18 protein-coding genes are annotated in these 24597 nt (G+C 66.7%); 11 read left to right on the forward strand and 7 right to left on the reverse strand.

The window, feature by feature from the left end:
• The first annotated feature begins 115 nt into the window (after positions 1 to 115).
• A complete protein-coding gene (locus CRO39_RS11015) occupies positions 116 to 988 on the forward strand; it encodes an energy transducer TonB (RefSeq protein ID WP_097121981.1) in 873 nt (290 codons plus the stop codon).
• 184 nt (positions 989 to 1172) lie between these two features.
• On the opposite strand, the gene tsaB is transcribed toward CRO39_RS11015, so the two are convergent.
• Genes tsaB through mrcB form a run of 4 tightly spaced genes read right to left on the reverse strand, consistent with a single transcriptional unit; the run spans position 1173 to position 6853 of the window.
• Positions 1173 to 1895 (reverse strand): tRNA (adenosine(37)-N6)-threonylcarbamoyltransferase complex dimerization subunit type 1 TsaB, encoded by a 723-nt coding sequence (tsaB, locus tag CRO39_RS11020; RefSeq protein ID WP_097121982.1) that lies wholly within the window; start codon positions 1893 to 1895, stop codon positions 1173 to 1175.
• Between the two features lie 55 nt (positions 1896 to 1950).
• Positions 1951 to 3936: a DNA repair helicase YoaA gene (yoaA, locus tag CRO39_RS11025; protein ID WP_097121983.1), complete on the reverse strand. Its 1986-nt coding sequence runs from the start codon at positions 3934 to 3936 to the stop codon at positions 1951 to 1953.
• Positions 3937 to 3938: 2 nt separating this feature from the next.
• Entirely contained in the window at positions 3939 to 4463 is a 525-nt protein-coding gene (locus CRO39_RS11030; protein WP_425479683.1) for a hypothetical protein, read from the reverse strand.
• Positions 4463 to 6853: a penicillin-binding protein 1B gene (gene mrcB / locus CRO39_RS11035; protein WP_425479684.1), complete on the reverse strand. Its 2391-nt coding sequence runs from the start codon at positions 6851 to 6853 to the stop codon at positions 4463 to 4465. Before mrcB ends, CRO39_RS11030 begins: the two co-directional genes overlap by 1 nt.
• A 95-nt stretch (positions 6854 to 6948) precedes the next feature.
• Here mrcB and CRO39_RS11040 point away from each other — a divergent pair, with 95 nt between their 5' ends.
• Positions 6949 to 9045 (forward strand): glycosyltransferase, encoded by a 2097-nt coding sequence (locus CRO39_RS11040; protein WP_097121986.1) that lies wholly within the window; start codon positions 6949 to 6951, stop codon positions 9043 to 9045.
• 46 nt (positions 9046 to 9091) lie between these two features.
• Here CRO39_RS11040 and CRO39_RS11045 read toward each other — a convergent pair whose 3' ends face one another.
• Together CRO39_RS11045 and CRO39_RS11050 are read right to left on the reverse strand one after the other, a co-directional pair.
• On the reverse strand, positions 9092 to 10534 hold the full coding sequence (locus CRO39_RS11045) for a tetratricopeptide repeat protein (protein ID WP_238394629.1): 1443 nt from the start codon (positions 10532 to 10534) through the stop codon (positions 9092 to 9094).
• A 164-nt stretch (positions 10535 to 10698) separates the two neighbouring features.
• Complete coding sequence (locus CRO39_RS11050) at positions 10699 to 12852, reverse strand: RelA/SpoT family protein (protein ID WP_097121987.1); 2154 nt, start codon at positions 12850 to 12852, stop codon at positions 10699 to 10701.
• A gap of 73 nt (positions 12853 to 12925) precedes the next feature.
• Here CRO39_RS11050 and CRO39_RS11055 point away from each other — a divergent pair, with 73 nt between their 5' ends.
• Positions 12926 to 13441, forward strand: a complete 516-nt coding sequence (locus tag CRO39_RS11055) for a hypothetical protein (RefSeq protein WP_097121988.1) — start codon at positions 12926 to 12928, stop codon at positions 13439 to 13441.
• A gap of 43 nt (positions 13442 to 13484) precedes the next feature.
• Positions 13485 to 13979 (forward strand): hypothetical protein, encoded by a 495-nt coding sequence (locus CRO39_RS11060; protein WP_141400767.1) that lies wholly within the window; start codon positions 13485 to 13487, stop codon positions 13977 to 13979.
• Between the two features lie 149 nt (positions 13980 to 14128).
• Here CRO39_RS11060 and hrpA read toward each other — a convergent pair whose 3' ends face one another.
• On the reverse strand, positions 14129 to 18205 hold the full coding sequence (gene hrpA / locus CRO39_RS11065; RefSeq protein ID WP_097122030.1) for an ATP-dependent RNA helicase HrpA: 4077 nt from the start codon (positions 18203 to 18205) through the stop codon (positions 14129 to 14131).
• Between the two features lie 88 nt (positions 18206 to 18293).
• Here hrpA and CRO39_RS11070 point away from each other — a divergent pair, with 88 nt between their 5' ends.
• The 7 genes from CRO39_RS11070 to CRO39_RS20495 all read left to right on the forward strand — a co-directional run bounded on the left by CRO39_RS11070 (position 18294) and on the right by CRO39_RS20495 (position 24470).
• Positions 18294 to 18854 carry a Dps family protein gene (locus CRO39_RS11070; protein WP_097121990.1) on the forward strand — a complete coding sequence of 187 codons (561 nt, stop codon included), beginning with the start codon at positions 18294 to 18296 and terminating at the stop codon, positions 18852 to 18854.
• Between the two features lie 288 nt (positions 18855 to 19142).
• The gene (recQ, locus tag CRO39_RS11075; RefSeq protein ID WP_097121991.1) at positions 19143 to 20939 is read left to right on the forward strand and encodes a DNA helicase RecQ; all 1797 of its coding nucleotides are present in this window, start codon (positions 19143 to 19145) and stop codon (positions 20937 to 20939) included.
• Between the two features lie 119 nt (positions 20940 to 21058).
• A complete protein-coding gene (locus tag CRO39_RS11080; protein ID WP_097121992.1) occupies positions 21059 to 21475 on the forward strand; it encodes a hypothetical protein in 417 nt (138 codons plus the stop codon).
• Between the two features lie 261 nt (positions 21476 to 21736).
• A complete protein-coding gene (locus CRO39_RS11085; RefSeq protein ID WP_097121993.1) occupies positions 21737 to 21961 on the forward strand; it encodes a hypothetical protein in 225 nt (74 codons plus the stop codon).
• Positions 21962 to 22030: 69 nt separating this feature from the next.
• Positions 22031 to 22552 carry a nuclear transport factor 2 family protein gene (locus CRO39_RS11090; RefSeq protein WP_097121994.1) on the forward strand — a complete coding sequence of 174 codons (522 nt, stop codon included), beginning with the start codon at positions 22031 to 22033 and terminating at the stop codon, positions 22550 to 22552.
• A 403-nt stretch (positions 22553 to 22955) separates the two neighbouring features.
• Positions 22956 to 23594: a hypothetical protein gene (locus CRO39_RS11095; RefSeq protein ID WP_097121995.1), complete on the forward strand. Its 639-nt coding sequence runs from the start codon at positions 22956 to 22958 to the stop codon at positions 23592 to 23594.
• A gap of 579 nt (positions 23595 to 24173) precedes the next feature.
• Positions 24174 to 24470 carry a hypothetical protein gene (locus tag CRO39_RS20495; RefSeq protein ID WP_141400769.1) on the forward strand — a complete coding sequence of 99 codons (297 nt, stop codon included), beginning with the start codon at positions 24174 to 24176 and terminating at the stop codon, positions 24468 to 24470.
• The last annotated feature ends 127 nt before the right edge of the window (positions 24471 to 24597 follow it).

Below are 24597 nucleotides of genomic sequence, written 5' to 3' on the forward strand. Positions count from 1 at the left end.
GTTGTTGCGCGACGATCGCGGCCGATTGGCCCGGTTCGAACCGTTTTTCGGCCTCTTTTGCCGCCGTGCCCGCGATCTTCCATCCTCCGGGCCCGATACTCCTCAGCCCCCGCACATGAACGCCGCTGTCGCCACGCCCCGGGTTGGAGAGAACGAACGCCTTGGCGCCACCCTGGCGCTGTCGCTGATCCTGCACGGCATCGTCGTGCTGGGGCTGGGCTTTGCGCTGGACGACGCCGCGCCGGTGGTGCCGACACTGGATGTCATTCTCAGCCAGACCCAGACCCCGCTGACGCCCAAGGAGGCCGATTTCCTAGCCGCGGCCAACCAACAGGGCGGCGGCGACCATGACAAGGCGCAGCGCCCGCGCGACAACCAGGCCGGCTGGGTACCGCAACAGGAAACCGGGCTGGCCCCGCAGCCGCTGCGCGCCCAATCGCCCTCCAGCGTGCCGCCGCCGCAGGCGCGGGTCATCACCGCGCCCGACAGCGACATCCTGGTGCCCCCGGCCGAAACCCGCCCGCAGCCGGACCAGCCGGAACTGCCCACGGGCGAGCAGAAGGTCCAGCGCGACGCCGAGATGGCGCGGCTGGCGGCCGAAATCCACCTGCGTTCGGAGCTGTACGCCAAGCGGCCCAAGCGCAAGTTCGTCTCCGCCAGCACCCGCGAATACGAATACGCCAACTACCTGCGCGCCTGGGTCGACCGCGCCGAGCGGGTCGGCAACCTCAATTACCCCGACGAAGCCCGCCGCAAGCGCCTGACCGGGCAGTTGGTCATCAGCGTGGCGGTGCGCCGCGACGGCTCGGTGGAAGGCAGCCGCATCATCCGCTCCAGCGGCATTCCGCTGCTGGACTCCACCGCCCTGCGCATCGTCACGCTGGCCGAGCCGTTCCCGCCGCTACCGCAAACCGAAGAGAACGTCGACGTACTGCACGTCACCCGCACCTGGAACTTCCTGGCCGGCGGCGAAGTGCGCGACGAATAGGCAGGAAGGAACCCGCACCACCGCTTGCCCGTGTCGGCCAGCCGTTCACGGCGGCCGCGCGCCCGTCGCCGGATACCGGTTGCGGCCCATAGGCGCTGACCGGGCGACGTTCGAACCGGCTCCACCCATGGGCATTTCCGGCCGCCGCGGGGCCTGCGCCCCCTGGGTGCGAAACGGATTCCGATCAGCGCGCCAAACGCGCCGCCTTTTGCTCCTGCAGCGTCAGCGCAACGTTGTTGCGAAGGTAGGCCGGTTCCACCCGCTCGGGCGCGATCGCCTCGCCGCGGATGAAGGCCGCGGCGGCGAGGCGGGCGATATCGGCGGCATGCGGCAAGGCATCGGCCTGCACGGCCGCCAGTCTCTGCTGCAGGCGTTGTTGCAGGACGCCTTCGCCGGCGGCGAAGCCGGTACCGACGCCAATCCAGCCGTCGGCGATCTCCGGCGGTGCGTAGTCCTGCGGAGCGATGACCTGTTCCCGGGTGAGCGGCATGCATGCGTCACCGGAGCCTTCGTATGCGGCCACATAGATCTCGCCCATGCGCGCGTCGATGGCGGCCAGGATGTGCCTGTTGGCCGGCGTTGCCGGACACGGGAGTCGCAACGCCTGCATCGCCAGCGCCTGCAGGGTCGAAACCGGCACGACCGGTTTGTCCAGCGCCATCGCGATGCCCTGGGCCACGGCGATGGCCAGGCGCACGCCGGTGAACGCACCCGGGCCACGGCCCAGCGCGACGGCATCGAGCTGGCGCTTGCCGATGCCGGCATCGGCCAACAGCGCCTCGGCCCATGGCAGGGCGAGTTCGGCGTGGCGGCGCGGGGCAAGCTGGTGCCGTTCGATGATTTCGCCATCGATATACAGCGCGACCGAGCACGCTTCGGTGGACGTTTCGAAGGCGAGCAGTTTCATTTCAGCGGGGCGTCCCCGGCTGCGGACTGCCATGGTGCGAACGATCTACTTTTGATCATGCCCGGGACTCCTCGGTAACTGGCGCCGATTCTCGCGCGAAAAACGCCTGCACGTCTTCCACCCGCCGGGTGCGCGCGAACGGCGGCAGCGAATCCAGGAACACGCGGCCATAGGATTTTCCGCTCAGGCGCGGATCGCACAGCACCAGCACGCCGCGGTCGGTCTCGCTGCGGATCAGCCGGCCCACGCCCTGCTTGAGCGCAATCACCGCCTGCGGCAGCTGTTCGTCGCGGAACGGATTGCCGCCGCTGCGGCGGATGGCATCCAGCCGCGCTTCGAACACCGGGTCGTCGGGTGCGGCAAATGGCAGTTTGTCGATGACGACCACGCTCAGCGCATCGCCGACCACATCCACGCCTTCGCGGAAACTGGCCGCCCCCAGCAGCACGCCATTGCCGGATTCGCGGAAACGCTGCAGCAGCGTCGCGCGCGGCGCTTCGCCCTGTACGAACAGCGGCCAGGGCCCGTCGCGCAAGGTTTCGGCGGCTTCGCGCAGCGCGCGGTGCGAGGCGAACAACAGGAACGCACGCCCATCCGAGGCCTGCAGCACCGGCCACAGCGTAGCTATCAATGCGGTGCCGTAGCCGCGCGCATTGGGATCGGGCAAGCCGGCGGGCAGGTAACACAGCGCCTGCCGCTCCCAATCGAACGGGCTGGGTTGCAGCAGCGTCTGCGGATCCTCCAGTCCCAACCGGGTGGCGACATGGTCGAAATCGCCGCCGACCGCCAGCGTGGCGGAGGTGAAAATCCAGGCCGCATGCGAGCGTTCGCGGTGCTCGCGCAGCGGGCCGGACACGTCCAGCGGCGTACGCTGGCAGCGGAACCCGCGCTGGGTCAGCTCGTACCAGAACACGTCGGCCGAAGCCGGCAACGGTTCGTCATCGAAGCCGGGAATGGGTTCGTCCTCGCCCAGCCAGCGCAACAACCGCGCCGACAGTTCCCTGGCCCGCGCCGCGCACGCTTCCAGGCCCAGCGAACTGTCGGCCATCGGCAGCACCGCTTCGAACAACTGCGCCAGCGATGCGGTCAACGTATCGAAACCCTGGGCGACTTCCGGCTTGCCCAGCGCGCGTTCGCGGGTGCCGCGCACCGGCAGGCCTTCCATCGCCAGGCGCAATTCGCGCAGCGATTGTTCGATGGCGCGCACCGGTTCCTGCAGGCTGGCCAGCGCGCCGGGCACGTCCTTGCATTCGGCCAGGCAGTCGCGCGCCAGTTCCTGCAGCGGCCGCATGCCGAAGCCTTCGCCGAAGAAGTTGGCGGCCAGTTCCGGCAACTGGTGCGCCTCGTCGATGACAAAGGTCTGCGCGCCGGGAAGGATTTCGCCGAAACCTTCCTGTTTCAACGCCAGGTCGGCCAGCAGCAGGTGATGGTTGACCACGACCACGTCGGCCGCCTGCGCGCGCTGGCGGGCCTGTACGACGAAGCACTCTTCCCAGAACGGGCACTCGCTGCCCAGACAGTTGTCGACGGTGGAGGTCACCATCGGCAGCAGCGGCGAATCTTCCGCCAGCGCGGCCAGTTCGGCCATGTCGCCGAACTGGGTGCGACCGCTCCAGGCGACGATGCGCTGGAACTGGTCGACCTGTTCGCGGCTGGTAAAGCGGGGCTCGCCCTTGGCCTGCTGCAGCCGGTAGCGGCACAGGTAGTTGGCGCGGCCCTTCAGCAAGGCCGACTTCAGCCCCACGCCCAAGGCGTCGCGCACGCGCGGCAGATCGCGGTGATACAGCTGGTCCTGCAGCGCGCGAGTGCCGGTGGAGACGATGGTCTTCAAGCCGGACAGCAGCGCCGGCACCAGATAGGCGTAGGTCTTGCCGGTGCCGGTGCCGGCTTCGGCCAGCAGCACGTCGCGTTGCTCGATGGCGTCGGCAATCGCGCCGGTCAGCCGCAACTGGGCATCGCGGGCAGCGAAGGCATCGAGTCGGGTCGCGAGCGCGCCGCCATCGCTGAGGGCTTCGCGGCTGGCCTGGGAAAGCTGGGGCATCCTTACATTCTATTGATACCGGGCACCGTGCAGGCGGCAATCTGCGCCTGCGCCGACCCGGCGTTCTCGGTTTCGCCGCGCGCCAGCCGCGATTGCTCGATGGTGGCCCAGTGCCGGCGGCACAACGGGCCGACCTGCGATCCCAGATCGTAGGCGCGCCTGGCCAGGGTTTCGGCGCGTTCGAATTCGGACTGCAGCAACGCCACTTCGGCGCGCTCCTGCAGTACCGCCGGGTCGTCGGCGACGATCAGCAGCGCCTGGTTCAATGCTGCGGCCGCGGCTGCATAGTCGCGGCGGGCCCGCGCGCCGCTGGCGGCTTCGCGCAGATCCTCGACCTGCGGATCGCGCAGCGGTTGCACGGCCAGTTCCTTGTCGTCCTGGCCGGCGGCAGCTTCGACAGCGGCCAGCCGCTGCTCCGGCGCGACCTTCGGCAGCGCCGGCGCTTGCGGCTCGGGAGCGGAGGTCACGCAGCCGGCGGCCAGTACGGCCAGCGTCAGCGCGGTGGTACGGGTAAGGATCTTGTTCATCATGGCGGTACGGATTCGGCCGGTGGCGCGGTCGCTTCGTCCTTCTTTTTGTCCAGGCCGAACCAGCTGCGCCAGCCGCCGCTTTCTTCTTCCTGCACGGGCGGTTCGGCAACGCAGGGTTGGTAGGCGGGCGCATAACCGGAAACGAACGGCAACTGTCGCGCGCCGGGACAACTGGCATCGGTGGCATTGCTGCCTACGATCCACTGCCAGTCGATGCCCTTGCCCGGCACCTTCAACGGTGCGCTGGGCAGGCGCGCGAAGATGCCCGACCAGACCTTCATCGCGCCGGTGGCGCCGTACAGGCCGGTCTGTTCGTTCTGATCGTTGCCGACCCAGACCACCGCCAGATGATCGCCGGTATAGCCGGCATACCAGCTGTCGCGGCCATCGTTGCTGGTGCCGGTCTTGCCCGCCGACTGCAGCCGCCCCAGGCCGTCGCCAAGCAGTTGCCGGCCGGTGCCGCCGCTGACCACCTGCTGCAGGCCGATGCTGATCAGGTTGGCGGCGATGGAATCGCCTTCCTGCGCCGGCGCCGGCGTCTTGTCGTAGCGCTTGAGCAGCTTGCCATCCGGATCCAGCACGCCGCGCACCGCATGCAAGGGCTGGATTTCGCCGCCGGAAGCGAGGAACTGGTAAAGCTGGGCCATCGCGTAGGGGCTTTGATCGGTCGCGCCCAGGATCAGGGCCGGGTTGGGATCGGCCTTGATGCCGGCCAGCACCCGGATCAGATCGCCCAGCCGCTCCGGGTCGACCTTCATGCCGATCCGCACGGTGGCCTGGTTGTAGGAGTGCGCCAGCGCGTCGATCAGGCGCACGGTGCCATGGCTGCGGCCATCGGAATTGCCCGGATTCCAGCGCCGGTTCTTGCCCAGTTGCACGGTCACCGGTGAATCGTCGACCCAGCTGGCCAGCGAATAGTTGTCAGGCTGCGCCAGCGCCAGCAGGTAGACGAAGGGCTTGAGCAGCGAACCGACCGGACGCTGCGCCTCGATGGCGCGGTTGAACCCCGGCTGCGACACTTCGCGGCCGCCGACCACCGCCAGCACGTCGCCGTCATGCACGTCGGTCAGCACCAGCCCGGCCTGCAACGGCGGCCGCTTGCCGGTCTGCAGCGATTTGAGGGTGCGGGTGACCGCGCCTTCGGCGTAGGCCTGGGCCGACGGCGACATGCCGGTCAGCACGGTCAGGCCGGCCCCCTGCAGGGCGCTTTCCGGGTAGTCGCGGGCCAGTTGCCGGCGGACCAGATCGACGTAGGCCGGAAACCGGTTGGCCGCCGCCATCCCGGGCGTCTTGGCGATGCCCAGCGGCGCGGCAACCGCGCGCTTGTATTCGGCGGCATCGATCAGGCCGTTCTCATGCAGCCTGGCCAGCACGAAATCGCGGCGCTGCTTGGCCCGTTCCGGATTGCGGCGCGGGTCGTAATACGACGGCCCCTTGACCATGCCGATCAGCAGTGCGGTCTGTTCGGTGGTCAGCGAATCCAGGCTGCGGCCGAACCAGAATTCGGCCGCGGCCGACATGCCATGGATGGCCTGGCCGCCGCGCTGGCCCAGGTAGACCTGGTTGAAGTAGGCCTCGAGGATGGTGTGCTTGTCGTAGCGCGCTTCCAGGATCAGCGCATACAGGATTTCGTTGAACTTGCGGCTGGGGGTGACCTCCTTGCCGATGCCCAGCAGGCCGCTGCGGGCCAGCTGCTGGGTCAGCGTGCTGGCGCCCTGGCGGGTTTCGCCGCCGGAGCGCACCGCGACCCAGATTGCGCGGACGATGCCGCTCAGGTCGATGCCGTGGTGGCGGCTGAAATCGCGGTCCTCGACCGCCTGCAGGCCGGTGACCAGCAGTTCCGGCACTTCCTCCAGCCGTACCAGCCGGCGCTCTTCCTGCTTCTGGCCATACAGCGTGGCGATGCGCGCCGGGTCCAGCCGCGCCGCCTTCAGATCCTGCTTGCGGGCGATATCATGCACCTTGGCGACCCGGCCGCCGGACAGCGTCACCTGCAGCCGGCGCGGCGCCACCCGGCCATCGACATCGATATAGCCGCGGTTGGAAATGACGAAACGGCCGCCTTCGGCGGCATAGGTGCCCGGTCCCTCGCCCACCCCGTCGTCGCGGTAGGAGGCCGCGTCTAGCTCGGTCTTCAGCGTCTGCGCATCCATCGCCAGCCCGGGCGACAACTGCAACGGCCGGGCGTAGACACGGGTCGGAATCTGCCAGCGCAACTCGCCAAAGCGCTGGCTCACCTGATGGTTCAGGTACAGAGTGTACGGAATCAGGAAGCCCAGGCCCAGGCCCACGGCCGCCAGCACCGCGGTCAGCAGATAGCGGCGCCACACCGGCGGCCCGGCCTCGTCATCGACGTCGTCTTGGTCTTCGTAATCGTTGCGGGCCACAGGGATGCGACAATGGGAATTCCGGCGAGTCTAACGCAGGCGTCTTCGTTGCGGCCGACCGCGGGGTTCCTTCGCTCAGCTGGAGTTGCAACGGGATGTCGTTTTCCTTGTCCGATGCGCGCTTTCTGTTCCATCGTGCGCTCGGCCTGTTTCGCCGCGGCCTTGCCAGCCTGCGTACGCGCGGCTGGCGCTCCAGCTGGGAACGGGTGAAATTCCAGTTCCGGCGGGCTCCCAGGATTCGCCGGCAATCGCTTTATTTTCCTGCCGAGGCGGCATTGGCGCCGTTTGCGGTGCCCGCCAGCGATACGCCGCGGGCAAGCATCGTCATTCCCGTCTACGGCCAGCTTGCCCATACCGTCAACTGCCTGCGGGCGCTGGCGGCGCACCCACCGCAGGCGGCCTGCGAGGTAATCGTCGTCGATGACGGCAGCCCGGATCAGACGGCGCAATGGATGCCTCAGATCGCCGGCCTGCGCTATCACCGGCGCGCCCACAATGGCGGCTTCATCGCCGCCTGCAACGACGGCGCCGCAATGGCGGAAGGCGAGTATCTGGTTTTCCTGAACAACGACACGATCCCGCAACCAGGCTGGCTGGATGCGTTGCTGTCGACGTTCGCCTCGCACCCGGAGGCCGGTCTGGTCGGCGCACAGTTGCTGTATCCGGACGGCCGCCTTCAGGAAGCCGGCGGCGTGGTGTTCGCCGACGGTTCGGCCTGGAACTACGGTCGTCTCGAAGCACCGGAAGATCCGCGCTTTGCCAGCCTGCGCGATGCCGACTATTGCTCCGGCGCAGCGCTGGCCATTCCACGCGATCTGTTCCAGGCCGTCGGCGGTTTCGATACCCGCTACGCGCCGGCCTATTACGAAGATACCGACCTGGCGTTTTCGGTACGCGCGCGCGGTCGCCGCGTCCTCTACCAGCCGGCCGCGCGGGTGGTGCATCTGGAGGGCATCACTTCGGGCACGGACACCCATTCCGGCATCAAGGCCTACCAGGTGCGCAACCGGGAGATCTTTGCGCAGAAATGGCGCGAACGATTACGGACGCAACCCGGCTCAGACCAGATACCGACACCATCAGTATTGCATCGTGGGCAGCGGCAAGTTCTGCTGATCGACGCACTGACGCCGCAACCGGATCGCGATTCCGGTTCGCTCCGGCTAGTCAATCTGATGCGGCTGCTCTTGCAGGAAGGCGCCCATGTCGTGTTCGTTCCGGCTCTTGGACGCCACGATGGCGCTTATACCGAGTCCTTGCAACGGCTTGGAATCGAGGTCTGGTACGCACCCTTCAGGCGGCGCTTTCCGGCATGGCTGCACGAACACGGGGCGCGGTTCGATACCGTAGTGCTGTGCCGGCATTACGTTGCCAGCGAGTTCGTTCCGCTGGTGCGGCGACACCTGCCTGCGGCCCGCATCGTATTCGACACCATCGATCTGCACTATCTGCGCGAGACCCGTGGCGCGGATATCGACGGCGACAGCGCGCTTCGCCTGGCGGCGTTGAAAACCCGCCGCAGGGAGCTGGCGTTGATCGAGGCCAGCGACATCACCCTGGTCGTCAGCACCGCAGAGCAGGCATTGCTGGCCAAGGACGCGCCGCAGGCCAGGGTCGAGGTGCTTTCCAATCTGCACGAGATCGCCGGCGGCGGGCAGCCGTTCGCCCAGCGTCGGGATCTGGTCTTTGTCGGCGGTTTTCGTCATCCACCCAATGTCGATGCGGTGCGCTGGTTCGTGGATGCGGTTTTCCCGTTAATCCGGGCGCAACTGCCCGAAGTCGAGTTCTACTGCATAGGCAGCGATCCGCCCGCTCCGGTGGCGGCGTTGGGGCAACGGCCCGGTGTCAGGATCCACGGCTATGTTCCCGATATCGCGCCGTATATGGACGGCTGCCGCGTCGCGTTGGCGCCCTTGCGCTTCGGTGCCGGGGTCAAGGGCAAGATCAATCTGAGCATGGCGCATGGACAGCCGGTAGTCGCCACTTCCTGCGCCGTCGAAGGCATGCATCTGCGCGACGGTTGGGATGTCCTGGTCGCCGATGACCCTGCCGCATACGCTGCGGCAGTGGTCGATCTGTACCGCGACGAAGCTCGCTGGAATCGTCTGGCAGCCAACGGCCTGGACAACGTCCGTCATCATTTCTCGCTGGAAGCCGCGCGCGCCACGGTGCGCAGGGTGTTTTTTGCTTAGGGCCTGTTGACGCCATCGGGACAGGTCACGTTGGCGTCAACAGGCTCTAGTCCCCGCCCGCCTGCGCTGTCCGCACCCGCTGGGCGAAGTCGGCCAGGCCGGGCGCGTCGGCGGCCAGCATCTGCGCTTCGCGCAATGCCAGTGCTGCGAATGCCACATCGCCTGCGCCGAGCCGCTCGTCGCCCACCGCAACCCACTTCAGCGCCAGCCGCTGGTGGGCGTCGCGGAGCGCCGACGCGTCCGGCCGCAGGGTCTGCCAGGCGTCCAGGCAGGTCTGCGCCCGGCGGATGCGGTTGCTGCGCAGTTCGTCCTCGAAACAACGCTCGATCGCGGCGAGCAGACGCGCTGCGGCACGCTTGACCGCGGCATCGTCAGGGGCCAACGCCTGCGCGGCGCGCAACTGGTCGAAGGCGCTCTCGCCCGGCGGCGTCAGCCAGTTGCCTTGCGTTTCGGCGCGGCCCATGGCGGCCAGCAGCGATTGCACGCGGCGGCTGCGTTCGCCGGCGGAGAGTCCGGAATCCTGCCGCGCAAGCGCCTGCCTGGCGCGCGCGATGCGCTGTTCGGCCTCGATCACCGCGACCGATCGCGGAGCGATGACGCGCGCCTTCTCCAGTGACGCTTGCGCCGCGGAAAACCGCTGGTCCGCGGCCAGTCGCCCGGCACGTTCGGCGTATATCGTCGCCACCTGCTCGCTGCCCTGGCGCGCAACCGCGTTGTCCGGCGCAGCGTCCAGTACCGCCTGGTAGCCGGCCAACGCGGCATCCAGCCGTTGCCGGCGCAGATCCGCAGCCGCCCGCGTCAGCCGTTGCTCGATGGACCGGCCCAGGCCGGCCTGGGCATCGGGCAGCTCGATATGGCCGGCGTCGTAGCCGCGTACCCGGGCGATGATGGCAGCCGCATCGACCAGGTCGCCTTTCGCCAGCGCGGCGCCGGCCTGCTGCAGCAGGTCCGAAAGGGCGTCTTCGCGTCCTTCCAGCGCTTCCACCCGGTCCGGCTGCAACGACAGCACCCGCTGGTACAACGGCAGCGCCGCATCCGGGCCGCCCTCCAGGCGCGCTGCCGCGTGCGCCTGCTGCGCCCACTTCAACAAATCGTCCAGCCCCACCATTTCCGCTTCGCGCCGACGCAAGGCCTCGGCCAACCGGTCGGCCTGCGCTCGCGGAACCTGCAACTCGCGCGCCAGCGCCAGTGCCGAGCGCGCATCGGCGAAACGCTCCTCGCCCAGCGCGCGCTGCGCCTGAGCCAACGCCGCCTCCGCCACCCGCATCAGGCCAGACCGCGCCTCGGTCCGGTCCGTGTCCAGGGCCTGTGCGGCTTCGAACAACTGACGGGCGCCGCGACCGTCGGTGGCGCTCAGGCGGCCTTCGCGCAATGCCGACTCGGCCTCGTCCAGCAGCCGCTGGACCCGGGTCTCCGGCCATAGCCAGCCGGTCAGCGGCTGCCGGTACGCCACCAACGCCACCGCGATCAGCACAACCGCAACGCCCAGCCACCACGGCCAGAGGCGGCGGCGCAGATGGGTTATGGGGTGGGGCCGCTTGGCGGTGCCCGCGCTGAACCGGACATCGCTCCAGTCCAGCAGCGGTTCGATGCGGCCATCCCTTCCGGATTGCCCTGATTCGCGTTCGCGCTTCACCGCGCCAGCATAACCTTTCAGCCTGAACGTCGCGCTTCCTGCACGCCCGGCAGCGCATCCAGCTTGCGCAGCAACGTGGACAGCTGGCCGAAGTCGGCGACCTTCAGGCGCAGGCGCAGACGCGCCTTGCCGCTGTCGCGCGCATTGTCGCTGTTGATGTCCAGCACGTTGGCGTCTTCCTGCGCAATCAGCGTGGTGATGTCCTTCAGCAGCCACTTGCGGTCGATGGCGGTGATCTGCACGTCGACCTCGTAGCCGCCGCCGGCCTGGCCCCACTCCACCGGCAGCACCCGCTGCGGATTGGCGGCCGCCAACCGCGAAAACGCCGCGCAATCGGTACGATGCACGGTCACTCCGCGGCCCCGGGTCAGATAGCCGGCAATCGGTTCGCCAGCCACCGGCTGGCAGCAGCGCGCCAGTTGCACCAGCAGATTGCCTACGCCCTGCACGGTGAAGCGGGAACCCGGTTGCGCCGGCGCCCGCCGCGGCGTTCTTCGCGGCTGCGACACCGGTGCCGGTTGCGACTGCGCGCGCTGCTCTTCATGCAAGGCGCGGCCGATCTGGTTGGGCCCGACATCGCCCAGCGCCACCTGGATGTACAGCTCGTCGACGTTCTCGGCATGGAACTTCTTCGCCACCGCCGCCAGATCGGCGTGGTGCAGGCCCAGCCGCTTGAGTTCCCGTTCCAGCAATTCGCGCCCTGCCTGCAGGTTGCGCGTGCGATCCAGCCTGTGGAACCAGGCCCGCACCTTGTCGCGGGAACGCCCGCTGGCCAGGTAGCCATTGGCCGGCAGCAGCCAGTCGCGCTTGGGCTCGCCGGTCTTGGAGGTCAGGATCTCGACCCGATCGCCGCTGCGCAGCGCATGGGTCAGCGGCACGATGCGGCCATTGACCTTGGCGCCGCGGGTGCGGTGCCCCACCATGGTGTGCACGTGATAGGCGAAATCCAGCACGGTGCCGCCTTGCGGCAGATCGATGACTTCGCCCTTGGGCGTCAGCGTGTAGATGCGCTCCTCGATCAGCTCCGCGCCCAGGTCGCCGGCCAGGTTGCTATCGCCATCCTGCCCCGCCTCGGCGGACTGATCCAGCAACCGCCGCATCCAGGCGATCTTGCGGTCGAAAGCCTTGTCGCCCCCGCCTTCCTTGTAGCGCCAGTGCGCGGCCACGCCCAGTTCGGCCTGGGCATGCATCTCGTGGGTACGGATCTGCACTTCCAGCGTGCGCCCTTCCGGGCCGACCACCGCCGTATGCAGCGAGCGGTAGTCGTTGGCCTTGGGACGGGCGATGTAGTCGTCGAACTCGCTGGGAATCGGCAACCACAGCGCGTGCACGATGCCCAATGCGGCGTAGCAGGCCGCCACATCGTCGACTGCGATGCGGACGGCACGCAAATCGTAAAGTTCGTCGAACGATACCTGCTTCTTCTGCATCTTCCGCCAGATGCTGTAGATGTGCTTGGGACGGCCGCTGATGTCGGCGGCGATGCCGTGACCGGCCAGCGCTTCGCGCAACGTCAGTTTGACCGACTCGATGTAACGCTCGCGGCCGGCGCGCTTTTCGTCCAGTTGCGCGGCGATTTGATGGTAGATATCCGGCTCCAGGTAGCGGAACGCCAGATCCTCCAGTTCCCACTTCAGCTGCCAGATGCCCAGCCGGTTGGCCAGCGGCGCATGGATGTCGCGGGTCAGCTGCGCCAGCGCATGGCGTTCGCTTTGCGGCAGGCGGTCGGCCCTGCGCATCCGCGCCAACTGCCGCGCCAGCAGGATCGGCACGACCCGCAGGTCGCGCACGATCGCCAGCAACAGCCGGCGCAATCCCTCGTTGTTGGCCCCGCGCCCCTGCTCGGCATGCAGCGCCCACACCTGCGCGGCGGCGGCCTGCCCTTCCAGCAGGCCGGCGATGCCGGGGAACCGCCCGGCCAACGGGATCTTCAGCGGCTCCTGCAGCGCCGGCACCGCAAACAGCAGGGTCGCGGCAATCACCTCGCCATCGGCGCCCAGCGATGCCAGCGTATCCAGCGTATCGGCCACCACCGGCTGCGCCTCGGACAGCTCCACCCCAGGCTCCAACTGCAGCAGCGCCTGCTGCATCGAATCGCGGGCAGAGGCCGGCAATGCCGCGGCGGAGGCGCGTTCCAGCAGGGCCTGGATGTCGGGGACGGCGGAACTCATGGCGGATACGTCTGCGCGGCAACGAACTGCCGGATACGACTACACTACCGGGCAGTCACTCCGAGGAACAGTCATGAGCAAGGTTTGCGCCGTTCTATGTCTGGCACTGCTGGCGTTTTGCGCGCCGTCGTTCGCGCAACAGTCCGTCCCGGCGGATCTGCAGCAGCAGATGACCGAAACCGAATTCAAGGCCGCCGGCCTGGACAAGCTGACGCCCGCTGAGCTGTCCGCACTCAATGCCTGGCTGCAGCGCAAGGTCAGCAGCGAAACCGCGGTGGCGGTGGAACAGGTGCGCGAACAGGCCAAGGAGGAGGGCCGCAAGGAAGTGGTGGACAAGAACCGCGGCTTCTTCCATTTCGGCTCCAACGATCCGATCGACAGCAGCCTCGTCGGCGAGTTTTCCGGCTTCGCCAAGGGCAAGCGCTATACGCTGGAAAACGGCCAGGTCTGGCAGCAGACCGATGACGCGCGCCTGGCCGGCGTCCGCCGCAGCTCACCCAAGGTCAGCATCAAGCCCGGCCTGATGGGCGCGTGGTACCTGCGCATCGACGGCTTCAACACCTCGGCCAAGGTCCAGCGCATCGAATGAGCCGGCACCCGGCCGAATCCCTGTTGCAACGAGAACACGAACCATGCGTAGCCGCCTTTCCCTGATGCTTGCCGCCAGCCTGTTCAGCACCGCCATTCCCGCCATCGCCCAGGACGGCTATGTGAAAATCGAGCAGCGCTTGAGTGCCGAACAACTGCGCGCCACCGGTCTGGACGGACTGTCGGCCGAACAGCTGGCGCTGCTGAATGAGCTGCTGCAGCAGGACCGGCAGTCGGCCGTGCAGGCCCACCAGAAGGATGCGCAGACCCGCGGTTCGGGCGGCTGGTTCGGCGGCAACGACGCCGAGCCGGTGACCAGCACGGTGACCAGCACGGTGGCCGGCGAATTCCGCGGCTGGTCCAGCGGCACCGTGCTGCGGCTGGCCAATGGCCAGCGCTGGCAGGTGGTCGATGGCAACTTCTATCTGGGCAAACCGCTGACCGATCCCAAGGTCACCATCTCCCCCGGCAAGATCAGCGGCTGGTACCTGCGGGTTGAAGGCCAGAATCCAAGCGCCAAGGTCAAGCGCATCGACTGATCTCCCATCTGCGGTATGTAGGAGCGATGTCGCGGCCGGGCTTTACCGTTAGAAAACATCCGAACGATTCGTCATCCCGGCGCAGGCGGGATGGCGATGGATTTCGCACAATTATCATCGGTACCAAGAACCCCGATGTCCGGCTCGCCTCAGCCGCGCAACGACGCCAGCCGCTGCGCGAGCTTCTTCGGGGAAACGCCGGCGCGGGCGCCCAGCTCCTGCGCGAACACCGATACCCGTAGCTCCTCCAGATCCCAGCGCAACGCCTGCCACTCCGGTGCCGCCGCAACGCCGCTGGCAGTGGCTTCGGCCAACGCCTCGACAAATGGCGCCAATTCCAGCATCCGCGCCTGATCCCGCACCGGGTCGCGCTTGGCGCGCTCGGCGCGCAACGCCATCGCCTTCAGGTAGCGCGGCAACTGCGCCAGCGCGTCGGCCGGCGTCTGCCGCAGAAAACCGGGATGAATCAATGCATCCAGTTGCGCACGCAGATCGTCGAGGTTGCCGCGCGCCCAGCCCATCAACGGCGATTCCAATTGCGGCTTGACTTCGGCCACACCGGCCAGGATGGTCTCGGCCAGTTTCAGCCGCTGCATCGCCTCGCCGAACAGGTGCTTTCCGATATCGTCGCGGCGCCGCTCGAATGCGGCGCGGTCGCGGATCGTACCCAGGCCATCGGCCAGCAGAGCATTCATCGCCGCATCGACCAGATCACCACGCAATCTTTCTTGGGTTTCGATTGCCGCATACAACAAGCCCGTTTTCGGCGATACCGGCAGTTGCTTGCGCGCCTGCTTGATTTTGTCGGCCAGCGCGATTTCCAGCAGCCGGCGCACGCCTTGCGGATGCGCGGCTTCGGCTTGCGCGCGGTCGGCGAACACGCGAAGCGCCACGCCATCGCCGTCGTCCACCAGCGCCGGCCAGGCCGGCACGCCGGCTTCGCCGGGCACCTGCAATGGAATCGGTTCGGCCGGGAACTCCCTCAGCGCTTCGGCCGCCAGCGCGCGGCCGGCACGCGCCGCAAACGCGTGTCCGGCGCGTTCGCCGAAGCGCGCGCGCAGCGCATCCAGGTCCCGCGACTCGGCCAGCGCCCGGCCGCTGTCGTCGCGCAGCCGTAGGTTCATGCGCAAGTGCGGCTCCAGCGCCGTCTCGTCGAAATCCAGCGCGGCGACCGGCGCACCGGTGGCGCGGGTCAGGAAACGCGCCAGCTCGCCGCGCAGATCGTCGGCGGTTGGCCTGGCGAACGCTTCGGCGAACGCGCGGCCGAAATCCGGCGCCGGCACATAGTTGCGGCGCATCGCCTTGGGCAGGCTGCGGATCAGGCCGGCGGCCTTGTCGGCGACAAATCCGGGCGCCAGCCACGACAGCCGCGCCGGGTCCAGCGCGTTGAGCAGATGCAGCGGCACCTCCAGCGTCACCCCGTCATCGCTTGCGCCGGGTTCGAACTTGTAGTGCAGCGGCAGCCGCGCATCGCCGAGCGCGAAATATTTCGGGAACCGGTCTTCCTCGCTGCCCTCGCCCGGCAGCAGATCGGTCAACGACCACAGCAGCTTGCGGCGCGCCTCCGGCGCTTGCGCCTTGTACCAGGCGTCCAGTCCGGCCGCCGAATGGATCTCGGCCGGAATACGGTCCAGGTACCAGCGCGCCTGCCAGTCCTCGTCGGCGATGATGCCGGCGCGGCGCAGCTTGGCTTCTTCCTCGCGCGCCTGCTCCAGCGTCTTCAGATTGTCGGCGACAAAGCCGGCGCGGCTGTTGATTTCGCCGGTGACCAGGCCCTGCCGCACAAAGATATCGTGCGCTTCGGCCGGCGCGATGCGGCCGTAGTGCACCGGCTTCTTCGGCGCCAGCACCAGTCCGAACAGGCTGATCTGCTCCGATGCCAGTACATGCCCCTGCGCCCGCGACCAATGGGCGTCGAAATGCTTGCGCGCCAGCAGGTGCGGCACCTCGGCGATGACCCAGTCCGGCTCGATCGCCGCATTGGTCAGGCCCCAGACGCGCTGAGTGTCCAGCAGAGTCGCGCTGAGCAGCCACGGCGGCGGTTTCCTGGCCAGCGCCGAACCGGGAAATACCTGATAGCGGCGTTGCCGCGGCGCCAAATAGTCGCCCTTCTCGGTGCGGTGGCCCACCTGGGTGGGCAGGCCGGCGATCAGCGCCCGGTGCAGGGCGACGTAGGCGGCGGTCCGCTCGCGCTCGCTGCCGGCAGCGGAGTCCGGTGCCAGTGCGACCGCCTGGCCCGATCTGGCCAGGCGCGCGGCACGGTGCAGCGCGCCTTGCCTCGAAGCTGGCTGGGCGACTTTTCCTGGGGCCGCTACCGGTTTGCCGGACGACTGGCCCGGCGCCTGCGCGGCGGGTTTCGCGGAAGCGGCCTGCAGTTCCCAGCCCAGTTCCTCGCACAGCAACAACAACTGCCGGTGCAGCTCGCGCCACTCGCGCATGCGCAGGAAACCGAGGAAATGCCGTTCGCACCAGTCGCGCAGCTTGGACTGGGTGAGCTCTTCATGCGCGTCGCGGTAGGCGTCCCACAGCTTGACGATGCCGATGAACTCCGAGCGCGCGTCGGCGAATTTGGCATGCGCATTGTCGGCCGCCTCGCGCGCCTCTGGCGGCCGTTCGCGCGGGTCCTGGATGCCCAGAAACGCAGCGATGACGGTCATCTCGCGCAGACAGCCATGCGCCTGGGCGGCGACCAGCATCCGCGCCAGCTTGACGTCCACCGGCAACCGCGCCATCTGCCGGCCGATGGCGGTCAGCTTGCGGGCGCCGCCATCCAGCAGTTCGACCGCACCCAGCTCGACCAGTTGCTGCCAGCCATCGGCAATGGCGCGCTCGTCCGGCGGTTCCAGAAACGGGAAATCTTCGATCCTCCCCAACCCCAGCTGCAACATCCGCAGGATCACGCCGGCCAGGCTGGAACGACGGATTTCCGGGTCGGTGAATTCGGAACGCGACTGGAAGTCGGCTTCGGCATACAGCCGGTAGCAGATGCCCTCGGCAATGCGCCCGCAGCGGCCTTTGCGCTGGTTGGCGCTGGCCTGGCTGATCGGTTCGATATGCAGCCGGTCCAGCTTCTGCCGCGGGCTGTAGCGTTTGACCCGCGCATAGCCGGGGTCGACCACGTAGCGGATGCGCGGCACCGTCAGCGAGGTTTCGGCGACATTGGTGGCCAGCACCAGCCGCCGCTTCGAACCCGGGTTGAACACCCGATCCTGGTCTTTCGCCGACAACCGCGCGTACAGCGGCAACACCTCGGTCTCGCGGTACTTGCGCCGTTCCAAGGCCTGGTGGGCGTCGCGTATTTCGCGCTCGCCGGGCAGGAACAGCAGCACGTCGCCACGCGGATCGGCGCGGGTGATTTCGTCGACGGCGGCGACGATGGCGTCGTTGACGGTACGGTCGCCGGCGCGGTCGTTGTCGCCATCGCTGCCCTCGCCTTCCAGCGGCCGGTAGCGCACCTCCACCGGGTAGGTGCGGCCTTCGACGCTGATCACCGGCGCATTGTCGAAGTGCCTGGAGAAGCGCTCGGTATCGATGGTCGCCGAGGTCACGATGACCTTCAGATCGCGGCGCTTGCGCAGCAGTTGCTTCAGGTAGCCGAGCAGGAAATCGATGTTGAGGCTGCGCTCGTGCGCCTCGTCGACGATGATGGTGTCATAGGCCGACAGCCAGCGGTCGCTGGCGATTTCCGCCAACAGGATGCCGTCGGTCATGAACTTGATGTGGGTGCGCTCGCCGACCTGGTCGTTGAAGCGGACCTGGAAACCGACCGCCGCGCCGACTTCGGTCTTCAGCTCCTCGGCCACCCGCCGCGCCACCGCGCGCGCGGCAATCCGGCGCGGCTGGGTGCAACCGATCATGCCGGCCACGCCTCGCCCGGCCGCCAGGCACAACTTGGGCAACTGGGTGGTCTTGCCCGAGCCGGTCTCGCCGGCAATCACCACCACCGGGTGCCGGCGGATCAGCTCGACGATGCGCTCCCCTTCGCGGGCGATGGGCAGGGACTCATCCAGCGTAATCGCCGGCACCGACGCCTCGCGCGCGCGTCTGGCCGCTTCCGAAGCGGCCACCGCCTGCTGGAACGCGGTGCGCGCGTCCTCGTCGTCAGGCCTGCTGCGCCATCGCGACCACAGCCCATGCAGGCGGCCGCGGTCGCGGGTCAAAGCGCGGTCCAGCGTCCGGCGCGCCGCCTCGGGGCTTTCACGCGGTATGTCAGTGCGGGAATTCATCATTCGGCAGGCAGTTGAAACTTTTTGCATACGCCACATGTTCTAGTGTGACTATTGTGACGCCATAACCCATCCCAGGAGAAACCGCATGGCCAAGACCAAGAGCAAGCCTGCCAAGAGCAAGTCATCGACCCAGTCGGTCGTTGCGCCCATCGCCACGGCTCCCACCGCACCCAATATCGATATCGGGATCAGCACCGGCGATCGCAAGAAAATCGCCGACGGGCTGTCGCGCTTCCTGGCCGACAGCTACACGCTGTACCTGAAAACCCACAACTTCCACTGGAACGTGACCGGTGCGATGTTCAATTCGCTGCACATCATGTTCGAAACCCAGTACACCGAGCAGTGGGCGGCGCTGGACGAAGTGGCCGAACGCATCCGCGCGCTGGGCTTCAATGCGCCGGGCTCGTACCGGGAATTCGTCGGCCTAACCTCGATTGCCGAGGAACCTGGCCTGACCGACAGCGCCGACTGGCGCGAGATGGTCCGCCAGCTCACCGTCGGCAACGAGGCGGTCTGCCGCACGGCGCGCAAGGTGCTGAAGGTGGCCGATGACGCCGGCGACGATCCGTCGGTGGATCTGCTGACCCAGCGCCTGCAGATCCATGAGAAGTACGCCTGGATGCTGCGTTCGCTGTTGCAGTAAGCGCCGTCTTGCTGTCCCCAGACGCCCGGCCCCGGCCGGGCGTTTCTTACGGGAAGTTTCCCGCCCGGGCAATTGCCTACTGCCACAGGGCCTGGCTGGATCCGCCGTCGAAAGGGCCAACCGGCGCTGCTGTTGAAAGGCGGTTTACCCGCAGCGCCGTCGAATAACCTTGACCGGTTCTTCAACCGGCCCCCATCAACGGCCCAGAACACAGAAGCGACGTCGCTGATAAGACATGGCAGCAGGCCGCAAGGCCAGCCCAGCCTCCCGCCTGCTACCCTATACCCCATGTCAGAACTCCCTCAGGACCTGCTGCAGCGGGTCTTCGGCTACCCGGAATTCCGCGGGCCGCAACAGGCCATCGTCGAACACCTTGCCGCCGGCAATGACGCCCTGGTGCTGATGCCCACCGGCGGCGGCAAATCGCTTTGCTACCAGGTGCCGGCGCTGCTGCGCCCCGGCGTTGGCCTGGTGGTGTCGCCGCTGATCGCGCTGATGCAGGACCAGGTGGATGCGCTGCGCCAGTTGGGCGTGCGCGCCGCGTTCCTGAATTCCTCGCTGGACGCCGCCACTGCCGCCGAAGTCGAGCAATCGCTGCTGCGCGGCGAACTGGACTTGCTGTACGTCGCCCCCGAGCGCCTGCTGACCCCGCGTTTCCTGTCGCTGCTGGACCGCAGCCGGATCGCGCTGTTCGCCATCGACGAGGCCCACTGCGTTTCCGCCTGGGGCCACGATTTCCGCCGCGAATACCTGGAGCTGACCCTGCTGCACGAGCGCTGGCCGGACGTGCCGCGCATCGCACTGACCGCCACCGCCGACCCGCCGACCCAGCGCGAAATCGCCGAACGGCTCAACCTGACCGAGGCGCGCCGGTTCGTCAGTTCGTTCGACCGCCCCAACATCCGCTACACCGTGGTGCAGAAAGACAATTCGCGCCGGCAGTTGCGCGATTTCCTGCAGAGCCACCGCGGCGAGGCCGGCATCGTCTACTGCCTGTCGCGCAAGCGGGTCGACCAGACCGCCGACTACCTGGTCGAACAGGGCTTCAATGCCCTGCCCTACCATGCCGGCCTGGACGCCAAGGTCCGCGCGCACAACCAGCGCCGCTTCCTGCGCGAGGAAGGCATCGTCATGGTCGCCACCATCGCCTTCGGCATGGGCATCGACAAGCCGGACGTGCGCTTCGTTGCCCATACCGATCTGCCCAAGTCGCTGGAAGGCTATTACCAGGAAACCGGCCGCGCCGGCCGCGATGGCGAGGCCGCCGATGCGTGGCTGTGCTACGGCCTGGGCGATGTGGTGCTGCTCAAGCAGATGATCGAGCAGTCCGAAGCCGGCGAGGAACGCAAGCGGCTGGAACGCAAGAAGCTGGATCAGCTGCTGGGCTACTGCGAGTCGATGCAATGCCGGCGCCAGGTGTTGCTGGCCGGCTTTGGCGAGACCTATCCGCAGGACTGCGGCAATTGCGACAACTGCCTGCACCCGGCCGAAACCTGGGACGCCACCCTGGCCGCGCAGAAGGCGCTGAGCTGCGTCTACCGTACCGGCCAGCGTTTTGGCGTGCAGCACATCATCGACGTGCTGCGCGGCAGCGAAAGCGAACGCATCCAGCAATGCGGGCACGACCAGCTGACCACCTACGGCATCGGCAAGGATCTGGACGCCAAGACATGGCGCAGCGTGTTCCGGCAACTGGTCGCCTCCGGCCTGCTGGAGGTCGACGCCGAAGGTTACGGCGGCCTTCGCCTGACCGAGGCCAGCCGCAGCATACTGCGCAACGAACGCCGGCTGAGCCTGCGCAAGGAGCTGCCCAGCCGCAAGGAGCGCGAGCGCAACGTGCGCGGCAGCATCGTGGTGCCGCCGGCCGACATGTCGCTGTTCGGCGCCCTGCGCGAGCTGCGCGCGCAGCTGGCGCGCGAACAGAACGTGCCGGCCTATGTCATCTTCCACGACAGCACTCTGCGCAACATCGCCGAGCACCGCCCGGTCACCCTGGCCGAACTGGCCCAGGTCGGCGGCATCGGCGGCACCAAATTGAGCCGCTACGGCGAACGGCTGATCGAACTGGTCCGCGAGCAGGGCTAGGGCGCGCCATCAATCCCCTGGCCAAGCCAGCTTTCGTTCAAACCGGCTCTGCTAGCTTGCAGGGTGAGCGCGGCCTGCGCGCCCGTGCCTGAGCGTGCTGACCCGAACCGGAGGTTGCGATGAAAGCTTGGTGGCTGTTGTCCCTGTTGCCGCTGGCGGCTTTCTCCGCCCATGCCCAGAGTTCGGCCGAGGCGCTGGATCTGAGCCTGCCGGCCGCTCCGATCACCTACGCGGGCGATCCGCCCGGCACCTACTACGGCGACACCCACCCGCGCCGGACCGATCTGGTCCGCCCCACCGCGCCCCGCTGCGGCACCGATGACGGCAAGGCCGACATCTCCGGCGAACTGCGCACCGGCATCGGCTACACCGAGGGCGTCGGCAGCAGCCGCTGGAACGGCGCCAGCATCAATCTGTGCAAGACCACCTACAACGACGACGGCGAACCGCGCACGTTCAACATGGACATCCATGTCGACAAGTTCGACGGCCACCTGCCCGGCGGTCCCTACCGCGGTTATCCCCGCTGGCGCTGAGTCGCCGGCACCGGCGCAGCGGCCGCTGCGCCTGCGATGAAAACCCGTTCCGGCCAATGGCCGGGAATGACACCACCAGGCTGGCGGCGGCAGTTTTCGTCGCGCTATCCGCGGCTTGGTCGGCCCTACGGCGGTTTCGTCGCATGTCGATTGCCCCGACGTCCCCGGGCCTGCAATCTGCTTCTTGCGGAAGGCAATGCTGAAGAAGCGCCAGCGTTGCCTTAGACCGCCAGCGACCCAAGAATCTCAAGGAGCCCGGAAATGAAGACGCTGATTGCAGTGGTGGCCTGGTGCATTCTGTTCGTCCTGTGCTGGCCGCTCGCCCTGCTGGCGTTGCTGCTGTGGCCAATCGCGTGGCTGCTGGCCCTGCCGTTCCGTCTGGTGGGCATCACGTTCTCGGCGATGTTCGCATTCCTGCAGGCCATCCTGTTCCTGCCTGCCCGCCTTCTGGGCTGGCGCCCGACGCGTCCTGCCACCGCGGTCTGACGTCTTTTCAAACCGGCCCCGTTCCGCGGGCTGGCCGAACTCCCATGTCAGTCACCACTAGGGCGTGCCATGCGTCTGCTGAATCTTGTTTGTCGGATTGCTGCCGCAATCCTGGCCCTTGCCTTCCCTGTGGCGGCCGCCGGCGCACAGGATGCCGCCCGGTCGGGGCCTCTCTACGATGAACTGGCCCGAATGGATCGCGAGTTGTTCGACGCCGCATTTGTCGATTGCGATCCGGCCAGGTTCGCTTCCCTGTTCACCGGCGACGCCGAGTTCTATCACGATAAAACCGGTGCGAGCTATGGCGAGAGCGTGAGGAAACTCCAAAATTGCCCTCGAGACAACGGCGTCAGCAGAACTCTGGTCCCAGGCAGTCTGGAGGTCTATCCCATCAGCGGCTACGGTGCCGTGCAGACCGGACGCCATACCTTCGCCCGCGAAGGAGAGCAAGGCGCCGAGAGTGCGCAGTTCGTCCATCTGTGGAACCGCAAGGATGGGCAGTGGCGCCTTTCGCGGGTTCTGAGTTTTGACCATCGGCCGATGACCGGGCGCGATGGCCGTACAGATCCGGATGCTGACGCCTGCCCATAGGCCGGGAGCCATGACGGCGCCCCTACCGCATCTCTTCGAAGCCAATTCTGGCCATCCCATGACGAGACTCATTCCAGCGCCAAGGCGCAAGCGTCACGCCGTTGTCACCTACGTTAATTCCATCGAAACAACGATGGATTATCTGGCTTGGCTTGCCTAAAAGTGTGCCGTAAGGCGATACAAAAACTTCAATTGTCTTAGCAGTATATGACGACTTTATGACGGAACCGCCGCCGAGGATTGCTAACGGCAGGGGCATTCCTCTGGAGGTCGTATGTACGTCGCTACCGGCCATCAAGCCTATTCGGCCCCATACCTGGTTTCCCGCTGCCTGCGGCTCGCACGGGATTTTCTGGTTCTTCCGGATCGTCGGCATCGATGGTCTGTCGCAATCGTGACTGGCATGATCGGAATCCTGATCGCCTGCTTCGTACGGTATGCGTATGTGGAGAAGCATCAACTGATGGACAGCTTCTTCTACGGTCGCTTGCGGTTTTCTTTCGTCGATCGGGGCTTTCCGGAAATCTTCGGCTACGGCCTGGAACTGGCGGCGTGCGGCTTGTTTGCCTTGTCCGCCTGGATGTACCGCAGCAAGCAGTGGTACGCGTGCGCGGCGATCCTGTTGCTGATGTTCCTGGACGATGCGTTCGAGCTGCATGAAACCATTGGAGGCGCCTTCAGCGCCGCTTCTGGCTTGTCGCCGGTGGTCGGAGATCTGGTTGGCTTCGCCATGATGGGACTGTTGTCGGCTGCATTCTGGATCGGTGGCGCCCGCCTGATTCACGACGAGGACGACTGGCTTGCCTATCTGGTCTTCACGGCATATTTCGGGGTCCTGGTCTTCTTTGGTGTCGGCGTGGACGCCGTACACGGAACAGTGGCAAAGCATGCGTCGCAAACCTTGCTGACCTTGATTGAAGATGGCGGCGAACTCGCGACGATTGCCCTCATCAGCCTGTCGGCATGGGGCATGTGGCTGCGGCAAAAAGCCGCCGTGATTGCCAACGAGTTGCCGGCGAATCCTGGATTGCCGAATCCCTGAATGGGCGGTCGCAATCAGGACCTGCCGGGCAGCGGCCAAAGGAGCGGGCAAATGTCCGCTTCTTTTTCCATCCTTGGCAATCGCACCGACACCCGCCTCCAGGCACGCGCCCGATTCGAGAGGCTGCAAACGCCGCACAGAATGGGATTCGCATCGAACGCGCAAGCGACAAAAGACTAGCGTGCCATCCCCATCTCAGGCGCCAGGCGATGCGCTCAACGTCTGTTTTACTGGTGGGCCGTGAAGGATTCGAACCTTCGACCAAAAGATTAAAAGTCAGGCGATTTTTGCTGTGGTAACAAGCACTTAGCCTGACAAATTTTTCCGAAAGCATCCCGTGAAACCCGCTTTCAGCCAAACGGGCTGGGTTTGTTTTTCCGACCGTTCTGAGCCGACGCCGGTTGGTTTTCCCCTGCTCGAGTGGGCCGCCTGGGTCCGGCTATAGGTGGGGTTGTTGGCAAGACCCCAGCGACATGAGATAAATCCGAATCAAGGGGATAGGGCACCATACGGCGCCCTGTGGATAAGTCGTATAACCGGGCCCAGGGCTCCGTCTATTAGGTAGTTAGGTGCTTACCGATGATCTACACAATCATCTCTATTCTCATAGGCGCGGGAATTACCTGGCTCGTATCTTGGTACTACTACAAGAGAGCCGGTGACGGCCTGAAGGCCGAGGCCGACCGACTCCAACGGACCAACGAGATGATTCTTCGGTGGCTTGAGGTGGATGGAAATAACATCAAGATCATCCGAGACGATCATGGAAAACCGGTTAGCCTTGCTCGTACCGTCAACGTTACTGACGCAATCTCTGTTAGTTGTGTGCCGTTGGGCGGCGAACTACGGTCTGTCACTGATGAACCACGCACCTAACAATTCATTCAAGCCGAACCCGCTTCGCGGGTCGGCTTAATTCAGCAACTGTCTTGTGATCTTGGCTGTCAGGCGGCCAACTGCCCTTCCGCATGCAGCTCGTCACGTCGTCTGGCGTTGACGATGC

It is taken from the genome of Pseudoxanthomonas wuyuanensis, from assembly GCF_900215535.1.
Taxonomy (GTDB): Bacteria; Pseudomonadota; Gammaproteobacteria; order Xanthomonadales; family Xanthomonadaceae; genus Pseudoxanthomonas_A; species Pseudoxanthomonas_A wuyuanensis.

Coding starts and splice junctions, on each gene's coding strand:
- CRO39_RS11015 (WP_097121981.1), top strand. CDS start 116: ATGAACGCCGCTGTCGCCACGCCCCGGGTTGGAGAGAACGAACGCCTT.
- tsaB (WP_097121982.1), bottom strand. CDS start 1,895: ATGAAACTGCTCGCCTTCGAAACGTCCACCGAAGCGTGCTCGGTCGCG.
- yoaA (WP_097121983.1), bottom strand. CDS start 3,936: ATGCCCCAGCTTTCCCAGGCCAGCCGCGAAGCCCTCAGCGATGGCGGC.
- CRO39_RS11030 (WP_425479683.1), bottom strand. CDS start 4,463: ATGAACAAGATCCTTACCCGTACCACCGCGCTGACGCTGGCCGTACTG.
- CRO39_RS11040 (WP_097121986.1), top strand. CDS start 6,949: ATGTCGTTTTCCTTGTCCGATGCGCGCTTTCTGTTCCATCGTGCGCTC.
- CRO39_RS11050 (WP_097121987.1), bottom strand. CDS start 12,852: ATGAGTTCCGCCGTCCCCGACATCCAGGCCCTGCTGGAACGCGCCTCC.
- CRO39_RS11055 (WP_097121988.1), top strand. CDS start 12,926: ATGAGCAAGGTTTGCGCCGTTCTATGTCTGGCACTGCTGGCGTTTTGC.
- CRO39_RS11060 (WP_141400767.1), top strand. CDS start 13,485: ATGCGTAGCCGCCTTTCCCTGATGCTTGCCGCCAGCCTGTTCAGCACC.
- hrpA (WP_097122030.1), bottom strand. CDS start 18,205: ATGAATTCCCGCACTGACATACCGCGTGAAAGCCCCGAGGCGGCGCGC.
- CRO39_RS11070 (WP_097121990.1), top strand. CDS start 18,294: ATGGCCAAGACCAAGAGCAAGCCTGCCAAGAGCAAGTCATCGACCCAG.
- recQ (WP_097121991.1), top strand. CDS start 19,143: ATGTCAGAACTCCCTCAGGACCTGCTGCAGCGGGTCTTCGGCTACCCG.
- CRO39_RS11080 (WP_097121992.1), top strand. CDS start 21,059: ATGAAAGCTTGGTGGCTGTTGTCCCTGTTGCCGCTGGCGGCTTTCTCC.
- CRO39_RS11085 (WP_097121993.1), top strand. CDS start 21,737: ATGAAGACGCTGATTGCAGTGGTGGCCTGGTGCATTCTGTTCGTCCTG.
- CRO39_RS11090 (WP_097121994.1), top strand. CDS start 22,031: ATGCGTCTGCTGAATCTTGTTTGTCGGATTGCTGCCGCAATCCTGGCC.
- CRO39_RS11095 (WP_097121995.1), top strand. CDS start 22,956: ATGATCGGAATCCTGATCGCCTGCTTCGTACGGTATGCGTATGTGGAG.
- CRO39_RS20495 (WP_141400769.1), top strand. CDS start 24,174: ATGATCTACACAATCATCTCTATTCTCATAGGCGCGGGAATTACCTGG.